The following is a 12,273-nucleotide window of genomic DNA, read 5'->3' on the forward strand; positions in this document are numbered from 1 at the left end:
AGCCAGAGTTACAGCGCCAGGGACGGCACCTCATCTCTCGCCTGCACCAGCCAGGCCTCGGCCTCAGCCTCCACAAAGAACTGCCGCAAACTGTGCCCGCGCGATCTGGCCTCACTGGCGACCATCTGCGAGGGGTAGCTGTCGCTGGGGTGCAGCACGGCGATGCGCGCCGGGCCGAGAACGGGGTGTTCGGCCAGGAAGTGGCCAAAGCGGCGCTGCTCCTCCGGCGCGATGACCGAGCGCGCGAAGCGCAGGTCCACCAGGATGCGCAACGGCGTCCTGTGGCGGTACTTTTCCACCAGCATTGTGGCCGCTTCCATACGCTCCGCCAGCCCGATAGTGCCGTGATACAGTAGCCGCACTATGCCGGGGACCGGCCTGTAGGTGATGTGAAAATTCATCGCTGCGAAGGTCCTGCGCTTGTTGCCATTATTCTCCGCGACCACTTCACATATGTGGCGCCAACTGCGTCACCAGTATAAAAACAGTCTTCGCTCGAATACCAACAAAATCGATATTCTTTGGCTAACTGTGATTTCGATAAGCGCCCCTGTCATTTAGCCGGGAAGCGCTCCCTGGCGGCGGAATGCACTCTCCGGCTCCTCAGCCAGACCAGGGCTTCCGACTCCACCAGAAACTGCCGCGTGTTGCCGGCGCGCAGGGCGATTTGACTGGCGGCCAGCGCCACCGGGCTGTAACCGTTGCGGTAGAGCACAGCGATGCGCGCCCGCCGCAGCACCGGGTGCAGCCGTATGAACTCGGCAAACTGCTTCTGTTCGGTGGGGGTCATGGTGGATTCCGCATAGCGCGTGTCGACGAGCAGGCGCAGGGGGGTCAGGTGGCGGTATTTCTCCACCAACTGCCCGGCGGCCTGCAACCGCTCAGCCAGGCCCACACGGCCGATCAGGTGTACCCGGACAATGCGCCCAACGGCGAGATAGCGAATCTGGAAACTGGGCGACATGCGGGCTTCCGTGCAGACATTGGCTGCGCCACCCAGGTATTCAGGTCGTGGCGCAAAATCCTTTCGCCAACAATACATTTGGAACAAATTCCCAACAAAGAGAAAAATGCAAGGAATTACTCCGTTTGTGACCTGTTTCCGATCTCAGGTAACTTCGATTTCCGGCAGTGCCTCCTCGCCGGCGCTGAGCCAGATTTGCGCCGCGGCGCGGCGGCCTATCTCACGGTAGCGACCGGCGATCTCCCCCTGCGGATCCGCCGCCACACTGGGCAGGCCGCTGTCGGCGTCCTCGCGGATCGCCATATCCAGGGGCAACTGGCCGAGTAGCTGCGTGCCGTAATCCGCGGCGATGCGCTCACCGCCGCCGCTGCCAAAGATCGGCTCGCTGTGGCCGCAGTTGGAGCAGGTGTGCAGGGACATATTCTCCACGATGCCCAGTACCGGCACCGATACCTTGCGGAACATCTCCACGCCCTTGATCGCGTCCTTCAACGCCAGATCCTGGGGAGTGGTCACTATCACCGCGCCGGCGAGGGCAGCTTTCTGTGCCAGGGTCAGCTGGATATCGCCAGTGCCCGGGGGCATGTCCACGATCAGGTAGTCCAGTTCGCCCCCCTCTTCACACCAGAGCGTCTGCGTCAGGATCTGGTTCAAGGCGCCACTGGCCATTGGGCCGCGCCATACCGCCGGGGTCTCCTCGGTCATCAGGTAGCCCAGGGACATGGTCTTCAGGCCCTGCGCCTCCACCGGCAGGAAGAATTTCTGCTCCTTGACCTGCGGGCGCGCGCCCTCGGTGCCGAGCATCGTGGGCAGGCTGGGGCCGTAGATATCCGCATCCAGCAGACCGACGCTAGCGCCCTCGGCCGCCAGGGCCAGGGCCAGGTTCACCGCCGTGGTGGACTTGCCCACGCCGCCCTTGCCGGACGCGACCGCGACTATGTTCTTCACCCCCTGCAGCGGCTCGGGCACATCGGCCGCCGGCGTCGCCGGAATCTCGCTGAACAGCTCGAACTGCAGCTGCGCATCGCCCAGGGGGCCGCCCTTCAGTGTCGGCAGGCAGGCCTCGTGCACCCGCCCGCTCCAGCTGTCCTCCTGGCTGGCGCAGGGATAGCCGAGGGTGATACCGACAAACACGGTGCCCTCGTCGAAGCCGACCTCTATCTCCGCGTCCAGCTCGTCCAGCGGCAGGCCGGTGGCCGGATCGTGCAGCTGCCCCAGGCACTCCGCCAGGCGCTCCAGTTCGGCCTGTACTTCCTCGGGCACGTCTTCAAGGTGATGGTCGTGCTGGTGGTCGCTCACTTTTCGTCCCTCTTGGCGAATGCATGTTGGGCGGCATTGTCCCGGAAGCCGACGCCCAAAGCCAGCCGACCGAGCGCTCCTCTCCCGGGGACAAATTTGACAGGATCAAATTTGGACGCCGAAGGCGCCTGCGCAGCGGGCAAGCGCCAGGGATGGCGCGAGTCAGTGGGACCGGGGGAGAGGGGTGAACGAACCCCCAAACTCCCGACAGCACTCCAAATCTGCTATATTCCCCGCCCTTTCCACCGACCAAAAGCACACGGAATCCCCCATGCCGCAATCGCGCCCCACAGCGAGAAAAATCCTGGTAACCAGCGCACTCCCCTACGCCAATGGCTCCCTGCACCTGGGCCATGTGCTCGAATATATCCAGACCGACATCTGGGCGCGCTTCCAGCGCGCGCGCGGCCACGACTGCCTGTACATGTGCGCCGACGACGCCCACGGCACCGCCATCATGCTGAAGGCCGAACAGCTGGGCCTGACACCGGAACAACACATCGCCAATATGCAGGCGGAGCACGAGCGCGACTTCGCCGACTTCCTGATCGGCGTGGACAACTACCACTCCACCCACTCTGAGGAGAACCGCGAGCTGTCGGCGATGATCTACCGGCGCCTGTCCGACAACGGCCATATCGCCTCGCGCACCATCACCCAGGCCTTCGATCCGGAAAAGCAGCTGTTCCTGGCCGACCGCTATATCAAGGGCACCTGCCCACGTTGCAGCACCCCGGACCAGTACGGCGACAACTGCGAGGCCTGCGGGGCCACCTACAGCCCCACCGAGCTGATAGACCCGGTGTCCGCCATCTCCGGCGTTGCGCCCATCGAGAAGGAGTCGGAGCACTTCTTCTTCACCCTGCCCGCCTTCACCGAATTCCTGCGTGACTGGACCCGCTCCGGCACCCTGCAGGACGAAGTGGCCAACAAGCTGTCGGAATGGCTGGAAGAGGGCCTGCAGGAGTGGGATATCTCCCGCGATGCGCCCTACTTCGGCTTCGAGATTCCCGACGCGCCGGGCAAGTTCTTTTACGTGTGGCTGGATGCGCCCATCGGCTATATGGCCAGCCTGAAGAACTACTGCGACAAAAACGGCCTCGACTGGCAGGACTACTGGAAAAAGGACAGCGATGCCGAGGTGTATCACTTTATCGGCAAGGACATAGTCAACTTCCACGCCCTCTTCTGGCCGGCGATGCTGGACTCCGCGGATTTCCGCACCCCCACCAAGGTGTGCGTGCACGGATTCCTGACCGTCAACGGCAAGAAGATGTCCAAGTCCCGCGGCACCTTTATCAATGCGCGCAACTACCTGGATCACCTGAATCCCGAGTACCTGCGCTACTACTTCGCCGCCAAGCTCACATCCGGCGTCGACGACCTGGACCTGAACCTGGACGACTTTATCGCCAGGGTCAATTCGGACCTGGTGGGCAAGGTGGTCAATATCGCCTCGCGCACCGCCAAGTTCGTCAGCAAGTCCGGCGGCGAGCTGGCCGGTGAACTCGCCGACGAAAAACTCTGGAACCAGTTCGTCGAGGCGGCGCCGCGCATCGCCGACTATTACGAGAGCCGCGAATACGCCCGCGCCATGCGCGACATCATGGGCCTCGCCGACGTCGCCAACGCCTGGATTGCCGACAAGGCGCCCTGGTCCCTGGCCAAGGAGGAAGGCAAGGAGGCGGAAGTGCTGGCCATCTGTTCCCAGGGCGTCAACATGTTCCGCGCCCTGATCACCTGGCTGGCGCCGGTGCTGCCGAACACCGCGCAGAAGGCGGCCCAGTTCCTGAATTGCGAGCTGGACTGGAATGCAGCCACCACACCGCTGGCGGGCCACAGGATCGAAAAATTCACCCCGCTGCTGCAGCGGGTGGAGAAGACCCAGGTGGACGCGGTGATGGAAGCGGCGAGGGAATCCCTGGCGCAATTGCAGGCGGAATCCAAACCGGCAAGCGGTCCCCTGGCCGACGAACCGATTGCACCGGAAATCCAGTTCGACGACTTCGCCAAGGTGGATCTGCGCATCGCGCTGATCGCCAGGGCGGAACACGTCGAGGGCGCCGGCAAGCTGCTGAAGCTGACCCTGGACCTGGGCGGCGAGACCCGCCAGGTCTTCTCCGGTATCAAGAGCGCCTACAAGCCGGAGGACCTGGAGGGCAAGCTCACCGTCATGGTCGCCAATCTGGCGCCGCGCAAGATGCGTTTCGGCATCAGCGAGGGCATGGTCCTTGCCGCCGGCCCCGGTGGCAGGGAGCTGTGGCTCCTTGAGCCCCACGAGGGCGCCCAGCCCGGCATGCGGGTGATGTAAGGTTTTTCCTCGTCATGCCGGCGCAGACCGGCATCCAGGCCTACCTGGGCACCGGCCTGCGCCGGTGCGGCGAAATATCACCACACCCGCCCCACTTAAAACCACTTCCGAAACCGGCCGGCAACCACTCCCAGGCTATCCTACTCTGCGCGGCACCAATCGCCCGGAGACAGCCCGATGAAAACCGCCACGCTGCAACGACGCATCGCCCGTATCGACTGGTCGCGGGTCGCCGCCGACCTGGACAGCGACGGCTGGGCCCTGCTCGACCGACTGCTCACCGCCACGGAATGCGACAGCCTGGCCGCCCTCTACCCTCAGGACGAACATTTCCGCAGCCGCATAGTGATGGCCAACCACAACTTCGGCCTTGGCGAGTACAAATACTTCGCCTACCCCCTGCCTCAACTGGTCACCGAACTGCGCAGCGCCCTCTACCGGCCCCTGGCCGCCGTCGCCAACCGCTGGAACCAGTGCCTGGGCGTAGAAAGCCGCTACCCGGAAGAACACAGCGACTACCTGGAACACTGCCACCGCGCCGGCCAGACCCGCCCCACGCCGCTGTTGCTGCAGTACGGCGAGGGCGACTTCAACTGCCTGCACCAGGATTTATACGGCGAGCAGGTGTTCCCGCTGCAGGTCGCCCTGCTGCTCTCCGAACCCGGAGTGGATTTCAGCGGCGGTGAGTTCGTGCTCACGGAACAGCGCCCGCGCATGCAGTCCCGCGCCCAGGTGGTGCCGCTGCACAAGGGCAGCGCTGTGATCTTCGCCGTGCACCAGCGCCCGCAGCAGGGCAGCCGCGGCTACTACCGGGTCAACATGCGCCACGGGGTCAGCCGCCTGCACAGCGGCCGGCGGCTGACCGCCGGCATTATCTTCCACGATGCCACCTGACCTTGTTTTCACTACTTTCTTTTGTACGATGCCTCCCTGTAGGAGCCTGCTTGCAGGCGGATCGGCCACGAAGCACACTTCTTTTCGCCTGGCAGATTTTTGCTCCTGCAAAATCTGCATTTCCGCGGGGCGGCACTCCGCCATCCATGGCGGTCACAGCAGGCTCCTACAGGTTTCCCCTTACTGCTGAAGGACTTGAATAAATGCGCGGTGTATTTCTCGACACACTCACCATGAAACTGGAGGAGCTGGACACCTCCGCCCTGGAAGACGCCCTCGACCACTGGGACTTCCACGAGACCACCGCGCCGGAAGAGACCGCCGCGCGTATCGCGGACGCCGAGGTGGTCATCAGCAACAAGGTGGTCCTCGACCGCGCCGTTATCGAAAATGCCCCCAAGCTGAAACTCATCTGCGTCTGCGCCACCGGCACCAACAATATCGACCTGGATGCGGCGAAGGAATGCAATATCCCCGTGCGCAATGTGCGGGGCTATGCCGGCGCCTCCGTACCGCAACACACCCTGGCCCTGATATTGGCGCTGGCTACCCGCTGGCACGATTACCACAACGATGTCCTGTCCGGCCGCTGGACCCGGTCGCCGATCTTCTGCCTGCTGGACCACCCGGTAGTGGAGCTGGCCGGCAGGAATCTCGGCATCATCGGCTACGGTGACCTGGGGCGGAGGGTTGCCGAACTGGGGCGCGCACTGGATATGAATGTCCTGGTGGCGGAGTCTTTCTCTCCACAAAAACAGGGGAGCCACCAACAGCAAGGCCGCATCCCGTTGCGACAGCTGCTGGCCGAGTCCGATGTAATCAGCCTGCACTGCCCACTGACCGAGCAGACAGACCGGCTGGTGGACAAAGAGTTTCTCGCCGCGATGAAGGCCGGCGCCTTCCTGGTAAACACCGCCCGCGGCGGCCTGGTCGATGAAACCGCGCTGGCAGCTGCGTTGAAAAGCGGCCACCTGGGGGGCGCGGCACTGGATGTATTGAGTGAGGAACCGCCGCCGGCGGATCACCCGCTGCTGGCGAAGGGTATTCCCAACCTGATCATCACCCCGCACAACGCCTGGATCAGCCGCGAGAGCCGCCAGCGACTACTGGACGGCGTGGTGGAAAATATTCGCGAGTGGCGCGCCTCGCGGTAACCGGGGCCTACGGCTCCCGCCCGTCTTCTGCGGCTTCGGTCTCCGCGGGTGCGGCCAAAGGCTCCGAACAGTGCCAACCCCAGGCCACCTGTTTCTCGACCAACTCCCGCGCCCGCGCCTCGCAGTAGCCGACTTCATGCTGCGAGCGCCAGAGCGTCTGCACGCCCTCCGACTTGGTATAGCTCACCTCGCAGGGGATCCTGCTGGGCGGGCTCGCGTAGATCACCTGGATGATCCGCTCGCTGTTCCCCAGGTTGCACACATAGCGATCCTGCGCCACGGCAGCGCAGGCGCACAGGCTGGCCAGCGTTGCGAAGAAAACTCTAAGACTCGACATAATGCCTCCGCAGTGCCCGCCATTCGTTCGGAACCCCTTGTCCCGCTTCGCCAACGGACATTCAGTCGCAATATAAGGTGGCGGCCGCGGGATCGGCAGCCGGCATAAGATGAGAGAGGATTGGTCTCTTTTCCGATCATTCGTGGTTTTTGACAGCGGCGACTCTAAGATACCAGACACCTTGACCCCCAGTGTAAAGGAGAGTCTCATGGCAACCGCAAAAGCCCCCAACTCCAGTCGGGAAAAGTTGACCCAGGCCTACCAGCTCGCCGGCGAGGCGGCGACACAAACGGCGGGAGACCTGAGAGCGCGCGCAACCTCTACCCTCAACACCAGTAGACGGCGCGCTACAGATCTTGAAAAAAGAGCGGAAGCCTCTATCAAGTCGCACCCTGTCCTCAGCGTCGGCTGTGCCTTTGCCGCGGGCTGGGTGATTGCGAAACTGTTCAAGAGATAAGGGCACCTCTGCGAGGAGCCTGCTGAATGGCACAGGAACCAAAGTCTCACCCCTCCGATGAGACGCCGGCTGCGCACCAGCGCAGCCGGGATCGCTCTACGCCGCCTCCGGAAAATGAAACGGGAAATGAAGAAAAGGCATTGGCCCACTCCGAAGCCACCTTGACGCTGCTGTCCGCATGGCTCGTGAACCTGCAATCGCTGGTGCGGCTGGAATTCAGCCGCACCCTTGCGGCCGGCAAGCGGATCATCGCGCTGCAGCTGCTGCTTTTGCCACTGGCTCTGGCGCTGGTGCTTAGCCTCTGTGGAGGCGCCGGCCTGATCGGCTACTACTACTCACAATCCATATACGTGGGCTTTGCCGTCTTCGTGCTGGCGCAGGTTTTCATCCTGGCGGGCATTCTCCTGTACCAACGGAAGCTGAGTGCCATGCTGGGATTCAGCGAAACCAGGCGGCAGGCAAAAGAGGCAATTAGCGATGTCTTTGAGACATTTAAATAAGCGTATCCAGTGCTGCAGCCGGGAAATGGAAAAGCAGCGTCGCTGCGCTTTTATACTGCTGGACCGGCAGAGAGACGATATTCGCCAGCAGGTGCGCAGGGTTCCGCTCCCGCTTGCGATCGGCCTGGGATTTATCGGCGGATTCCTCGTAGAGCGGCTTGTTCCTTTGCCAACACCATCCCGCGCCTTCCGCCTTGTCCGCCGATGGTGGCCGCTGTGATCCTTTACGGTTTCGCATCACCTCCGATCTTGTCCTGGGTGCGAGTCTCGAAATCACTGGCGTCGTGGCGCTCGTGCAGCTGCGAACCCGGATCCCCCCAGGTGCGGTTGACCATGCGGCCACGCTGCACTGCCGGCCGCCGGGCTATCTCTTCGGCCCAGCGAATGACGTTCCTATAGGTGTGCGCCTCGAGAAACTCGGCGGCGTCGTAGACCTTGTTCTTGACCAGGGCGCCGTACCAGGGCCAGATCGCCATATCCGCAATGGTATACTCGCGCCCGGCCACATAGGGATGATCACCCAGCTGCCGGTCCAGCACATCCAGCTGGCGCTTCACCTCCATCGCGTAGCGATTGATCGGGTATTCGTACTTCTCCGGCGCATAGGCATAGAAGTGGCCGAAGCCGCCGCCGAGAAAGGGCGCGCTGCCCATCTGCCAGAAGAGCCAGTTGAGGCACTCGGTGCGCTGGGCCGGGGTGTGCGGCAGGAAAGCACTGAACTTTTCCGCCAGGTAGAGCAGGATGGAGCCGGACTCGAACACGCGGATCGGCGGGTGCATGCTCCGGTCCACCATTGCCGGGATCTTCGAGTTGGGATTGATTTCGACAAAGCCGCTGCCGAACTGGTCTCCGTCGGTGATCTCGATCAGGTGCGCGTCGTACTCGGCGCCCTCATGCCCCAGCGCCAGCAGCTCCTCCAGCATGATGGTCACCTTGACGCCATTGGGCGTGACCAGCGAATAGAGCTGTAGCGGGTGCTCGCCCACCGGCAGCGTTTTTTCATGAGTGGGGCCGGCAATGGGGCGATTGATACTGGCGAACTGGCCGCCGCTCTCCGAATCCCATTTCCAGACTCTGGGCGGTGTGTAACTGCTGTCCGACATAAATTGACTCCGCTGTGGGGCTTCCCGCCCCGGTAATCCAGGCCGCGCAGGTTATCGCGAATGGCCGGCCGCCGTCATTGCCCGAAGCTGGCGGAAGATTGCCGTGAACTGCCGCAACCCACCCGGGAAATTTGAATTAAAGGTTTGTTATAGCCAACGAAGTGACCGACGCACAATCGTTGGACAAGCAACCCTGGGGTCACTGCGGCCCCAGTTTTTCCACCAGGAACTCCACCACGGCGCGCACCCCGGGCAGGAGGCCGCGCCTGTGCGGCATCAAGATGGTGGTGGTCACGCTGCCACAGCTCCAGCCCGGTAGCACCCTGACCAGTTGCCCGGATTCCAGCTCGGCCCGGCACAACATCTCCGGCAGGCAGGTGACGCCCAGTCCCGCCGCCGCGGAAGCCGCCAGCACCGCCGATTCGTTGGCGGTCATCCGCGGCAACGGCGTCACTCCCACCTTCTTTCCCGCGTTGTCGCGCAACTCCCAGGTGCTATTGTGGGGACCGGTGATCAAGCCGTGGTGCCGCTGCAGATCCCGCGGGGTGTCCAGCGGCCCCAACCGGTCCAGGTAGGCCGGCGCGGCCACCAGGATAATCGGCTCCTCCACTATCTTGCGCTGCACCAGACCGGAATCCGGCAGCGGTGCGAAGTGGCTGCGGATGGCGATATCAACCCCCTCCTGCACCAAGTCCACGTAACGGTCGGAGACGTCCACCAGCAGGTGCAGTTTGGGAAACCGCTGTGCCAGCTCGGGCAGGTGCGCGGCCAGGTGCACCTGCGCTACCGGCACCGATGTACTGATACGCACGGTGCCACCGGGTTCGGCCGCACGGCTGCGCACCAGCGCCTCCGCGGTCTCCGACTCGATCAGCGCAGCCCGGGCGTGCTCGAAGAAATCCCGCCCCAGCTCCGTCAGTTTAAAGCTACGCGACGTGCGGTGAATCAGCCGCGCGCCCAGGTTCGCCTCCAGCTCCGCGATCCGCTTGCTGATGGTCGACTTGGGAATGCCCAGGCTGCGCGCGGCGGCGGCAAAACCGCCGTGCTCCACCGCACGCACGAAGAAAAACAGGTCATTGAGGTTCAGCATCGGTTGCAAAGTTCATATACGTGGACTTTACAACCAATTTTTACCGGCTACTCGGGCAAAGTCCATAAACATATAGTGCCTCCACACAAGCAAGCGAAACCCAACCAGTGGAGAGCACCATGAATCCCATCCTTTTCTACGGCGTGCCCTTGGGCTGTTCTTTCGGTTCCATCGTCGCCCTCGAGTGGCTGGCCGAACCCTATCACCTGTGCCGCATCGATATGCATGAAATTGCCACCAACGGCGACTTCAAGCGCATCAATCCGCAGGCCAAGACACCCGCACTGATCACCGCCGCCGGCGATTCGCTCAACGAGAGCGCGGCGATCCTGAACCACATCGGCACCCGGGGCATCGACGGCAAACTCGCCTTCGCCCAGGGCACCCCGGAGTTCGACCGGCTCAACCGGATGCTCGCCTTTCTGAACGGCACCTTCTTCACCGCCTTCGCCCCTCTGTGGGAAACCGTGAAATACGGTACCGCAGGTGTCGAAAAGGAGATACTCACCGATTACGGCCGCCGCCAGGTGGAAAGAGCCCATTCCGCCTTGGAGACCATGCTCGGCGACAAAGAATGGCTGCTCGGCGACCACCGCACCCTGGCCGACGCCTACTTTATCGGCATAGCCCGCTGGAACGAGTACCACCAGGTGATCGATCACCGCGACTACCCCAACCTGCAGCGGCTCTACGAAAAACTGCAGACCGACCCCGGGGTGATCTTTGCCCACGCGATTGAGCTACAGCGCCCCGCGGCCAGCAGCGGCGGTTTTGTCGGCGAAGTCTCCCTTCAGCAGGCCCTTGCACGGCTCACGCAAGTCGCATGAGCCGTCGCGCCCGCCCATCGGGCGGGCGCGCTCGCGGCACTGGCCCCATTCCCTTCCACCGGAGTAAACTGCCGCTGCGGCACCGGCCGCAAATCACACCCAGAGGTACCCGGGCGAACACAAGAACAGCCAAACGACCTGAGGGACCAGCAATGTCTTATTTCGAAGGTATGAAACGCCTGCCCGGCATTCCCGTCGGCCGCGCCGCCTACAGTGATCGCATGGCCTATATCGGCGCCGAGCTTTCGCGCCTCGTCTACGAACCCTTCACCCCGGACGCCAGTCTCACCGAAATCCTGAAGAAACTCGGCAAGGCGAAGAATGACACCGAGCGCAAGGAATTGCTGGGCGCCTGGAGCAATCACCTGCAGAGTGCCAACTGCCAGCTGGCGGACGGTATCCGGCAAATCCTGCGGGAAAACCGCTTCGAGCCCATCGCCTTTTACGACAAGTCGGAGACCCAGGCCTTTCTCGCCCGCATGGAGGAGGGCGCCGGGCGCAAGGTGCTTATACTCTGCTTCCGCGGCACCGAGATGAATCCCTGGGATATCGCCACCGACCTGAAATTCACCCTGGTACCCGCGGACAGCCAGGGCCGCGTGCACGCGGGTTTCAAGCAGGCCTTCGAGAATATCCGCGCGGACCTGGAGCGGGATCTCAGCCGGCACGGGGATCACCCGCTGTACACCTTCGGCCACAGCCTTGGCGGTGCCCTCGCCCTGATCTGCACCCGCGAACTGAATGCCAGGGGCCACGGCGCCACCTATGTGTACGGTTCGCCGCGTACCGGCGACAGGCCCTATTTCAGCAAGGTGAAGACCCCCATCTACCGCCTGGAGATCGGCGGCGACCCGGTGCCCATGGTGCCCTTCGGCTACGGCTTCAACGGCTTTCTCGCCCTGCTGAGACTGATCCCGATCAACGGCACCCTGCATATCGCCCGCTGGCTGCAGGGCAAGTTTCTCGGCTACTGCCACACCGGCTTTCGCGTATTCATCAAGCACGCCGCCAACCTGCCCGACACGCACGATATCGGCTTCAGGGATATGCGCGTCGACCAGTCGGTGAATATTTTCTGGCGCATCAACTGCATCTGGCGCGCTTGGCTGGGCAGCTTCCCGAATTTCAAACAGATCGCCGGCTTCCACTCCATCCAGCTGTACAGCGATATGCTGCAGGCGCATATGTTCCGGCGCAACTTGGATGAGTTGCGGGATCCGGCAGAGAGAAGCCCGGCAGCAATCGAGGCCGCCGTCACGTCGACGGAAGCTGTGCGGGCAGAGGAAACGGAGAAGACCGAGGCCTGATGCCTCTGAAAATTACCCATTTGTCCTGAA

Annotated in this window: 14 protein-coding genes; 7 read left to right on the forward strand and 7 right to left on the reverse strand. The window is 63.0% G+C overall.

From position 1 onward, the window contains the following. Positions 1-8: 8 nt before the first annotated feature. From AC6R19_RS02700 to apbC, 3 genes are all read right to left on the reverse strand, one after another. A complete protein-coding gene (locus tag AC6R19_RS02700) occupies positions 9-401 on the reverse strand; it encodes a hypothetical protein (RefSeq protein ID WP_500577940.1) in 393 nt (130 codons plus the stop codon). A gap of 152 nt (positions 402-553) precedes the next feature. Next, positions 554-964 (reverse strand): hypothetical protein, encoded by a 411-nt coding sequence (locus AC6R19_RS02705; protein WP_500577941.1) that lies wholly within the window; start codon positions 962-964, stop codon positions 554-556. Positions 965-1,108: 144 nt separating this feature from the next. Beyond that, positions 1,109-2,263 carry an iron-sulfur cluster carrier protein ApbC gene (apbC, locus tag AC6R19_RS02710; protein ID WP_500577942.1) on the reverse strand — a complete coding sequence of 385 codons (1,155 nt, stop codon included), beginning with the start codon at positions 2,261-2,263 and terminating at the stop codon, positions 1,109-1,111. Between the two features lie 271 nt (positions 2,264-2,534). Between apbC and metG the strand changes: the two genes are divergently transcribed. From metG to AC6R19_RS02725, 3 genes are all read left to right on the forward strand, one after another. Continuing rightward, positions 2,535-4,574: a methionine--tRNA ligase gene (gene metG / locus AC6R19_RS02715; protein ID WP_500577943.1), complete on the forward strand. Its 2,040-nt coding sequence runs from the start codon at positions 2,535-2,537 to the stop codon at positions 4,572-4,574. A gap of 177 nt (positions 4,575-4,751) precedes the next feature. Then, positions 4,752-5,468: a 2OG-Fe(II) oxygenase gene (locus AC6R19_RS02720; RefSeq protein WP_500577944.1), complete on the forward strand. Its 717-nt coding sequence runs from the start codon at positions 4,752-4,754 to the stop codon at positions 5,466-5,468. Between the two features lie 203 nt (positions 5,469-5,671). Further along, positions 5,672-6,622 carry a D-2-hydroxyacid dehydrogenase gene (locus AC6R19_RS02725; RefSeq protein ID WP_500577945.1) on the forward strand — a complete coding sequence of 317 codons (951 nt, stop codon included), beginning with the start codon at positions 5,672-5,674 and terminating at the stop codon, positions 6,620-6,622. Positions 6,623-6,629: 7 nt separating this feature from the next. On the opposite strand, the gene AC6R19_RS02730 is transcribed toward AC6R19_RS02725, so the two are convergent. Next, positions 6,630-6,959, reverse strand: a complete 330-nt coding sequence (locus tag AC6R19_RS02730; protein WP_500577946.1) for a hypothetical protein — start codon at positions 6,957-6,959, stop codon at positions 6,630-6,632. 208 nt (positions 6,960-7,167) lie between these two features. On the opposite strand from AC6R19_RS02730, the gene AC6R19_RS02735 reads away from it, so the two are divergent. Both AC6R19_RS02735 and AC6R19_RS02740 read left to right on the forward strand, forming a co-directional pair. Next, complete coding sequence (locus AC6R19_RS02735) at positions 7,168-7,416, forward strand: hypothetical protein (protein ID WP_500577947.1); 249 nt, start codon at positions 7,168-7,170, stop codon at positions 7,414-7,416. A 26-nt stretch (positions 7,417-7,442) separates the two neighbouring features. Next, positions 7,443-7,916: a hypothetical protein gene (locus tag AC6R19_RS02740; RefSeq protein WP_500577948.1), complete on the forward strand. Its 474-nt coding sequence runs from the start codon at positions 7,443-7,445 to the stop codon at positions 7,914-7,916. Here AC6R19_RS02740 and AC6R19_RS02745 read toward each other — a convergent pair. The 3 genes from AC6R19_RS02745 to AC6R19_RS02755 form a co-directional block, all read right to left on the reverse strand. Then, on the reverse strand, positions 7,909-8,154 hold the full coding sequence (locus tag AC6R19_RS02745) for a hypothetical protein (protein ID WP_500577949.1): 246 nt from the start codon (positions 8,152-8,154) through the stop codon (positions 7,909-7,911). The genes AC6R19_RS02740 and AC6R19_RS02745 overlap by 8 nt on opposite strands. Next, positions 8,141-9,019 carry a glutathione-dependent disulfide-bond oxidoreductase gene (yghU, locus tag AC6R19_RS02750; RefSeq protein ID WP_500577950.1) on the reverse strand — a complete coding sequence of 293 codons (879 nt, stop codon included), beginning with the start codon at positions 9,017-9,019 and terminating at the stop codon, positions 8,141-8,143. The genes AC6R19_RS02745 and yghU overlap by 14 nt, the downstream gene beginning before the upstream one ends. A gap of 199 nt (positions 9,020-9,218) precedes the next feature. After that, positions 9,219-10,109, reverse strand: a complete 891-nt coding sequence (locus AC6R19_RS02755; RefSeq protein WP_500577951.1) for a LysR substrate-binding domain-containing protein — start codon at positions 10,107-10,109, stop codon at positions 9,219-9,221. Positions 10,110-10,228: 119 nt separating this feature from the next. Here AC6R19_RS02755 and AC6R19_RS02760 point away from each other — a divergent pair, with 119 nt between their 5' ends. Next, positions 10,229-10,936, forward strand: a complete 708-nt coding sequence (locus AC6R19_RS02760) for a glutathione S-transferase family protein (RefSeq protein ID WP_500577952.1) — start codon at positions 10,229-10,231, stop codon at positions 10,934-10,936. Between the two features lie 152 nt (positions 10,937-11,088). Beyond that, a complete protein-coding gene (locus AC6R19_RS02765; protein WP_500577953.1) occupies positions 11,089-12,243 on the forward strand; it encodes a lipase family protein in 1,155 nt (384 codons plus the stop codon). The last annotated feature ends 30 nt before the right edge of the window (positions 12,244-12,273 follow it).

The sequence above is a fragment of the Microbulbifer sp. SE14 genome, from assembly GCF_059834885.1.

What these genes read in the sequence shown, in the direction of transcription:
- AC6R19_RS02735 (WP_500577947.1), top strand. Translation starts at nt 7,168, where the DNA reads ATGGCAACCGCAAAAGCCCCCAACTCCAGTCGGGAAAAGTTGACCCAG.
- yghU (WP_500577950.1), bottom strand. Translation starts at nt 9,019, where the DNA reads ATGTCGGACAGCAGTTACACACCGCCCAGAGTCTGGAAATGGGATTCG.
- AC6R19_RS02700 (WP_500577940.1), bottom strand. Translation starts at nt 401, where the DNA reads ATGAATTTTCACATCACCTACAGGCCGGTCCCCGGCATAGTGCGGCTA.
- metG (WP_500577943.1), top strand. Translation starts at nt 2,535, where the DNA reads ATGCCGCAATCGCGCCCCACAGCGAGAAAAATCCTGGTAACCAGCGCA.
- AC6R19_RS02725 (WP_500577945.1), top strand. Translation starts at nt 5,672, where the DNA reads ATGCGCGGTGTATTTCTCGACACACTCACCATGAAACTGGAGGAGCTG.
- AC6R19_RS02745 (WP_500577949.1), bottom strand. Translation starts at nt 8,154, where the DNA reads ATGCGAAACCGTAAAGGATCACAGCGGCCACCATCGGCGGACAAGGCG.
- AC6R19_RS02705 (WP_500577941.1), bottom strand. Translation starts at nt 964, where the DNA reads ATGTCGCCCAGTTTCCAGATTCGCTATCTCGCCGTTGGGCGCATTGTC.
- AC6R19_RS02765 (WP_500577953.1), top strand. Translation starts at nt 11,089, where the DNA reads ATGTCTTATTTCGAAGGTATGAAACGCCTGCCCGGCATTCCCGTCGGC.
- AC6R19_RS02755 (WP_500577951.1), bottom strand. Translation starts at nt 10,109, where the DNA reads ATGCTGAACCTCAATGACCTGTTTTTCTTCGTGCGTGCGGTGGAGCAC.
- AC6R19_RS02730 (WP_500577946.1), bottom strand. Translation starts at nt 6,959, where the DNA reads ATGTCGAGTCTTAGAGTTTTCTTCGCAACGCTGGCCAGCCTGTGCGCC.
- AC6R19_RS02720 (WP_500577944.1), top strand. Translation starts at nt 4,752, where the DNA reads ATGAAAACCGCCACGCTGCAACGACGCATCGCCCGTATCGACTGGTCG.
- AC6R19_RS02740 (WP_500577948.1), top strand. Translation starts at nt 7,443, where the DNA reads ATGGCACAGGAACCAAAGTCTCACCCCTCCGATGAGACGCCGGCTGCG.
- AC6R19_RS02760 (WP_500577952.1), top strand. Translation starts at nt 10,229, where the DNA reads ATGAATCCCATCCTTTTCTACGGCGTGCCCTTGGGCTGTTCTTTCGGT.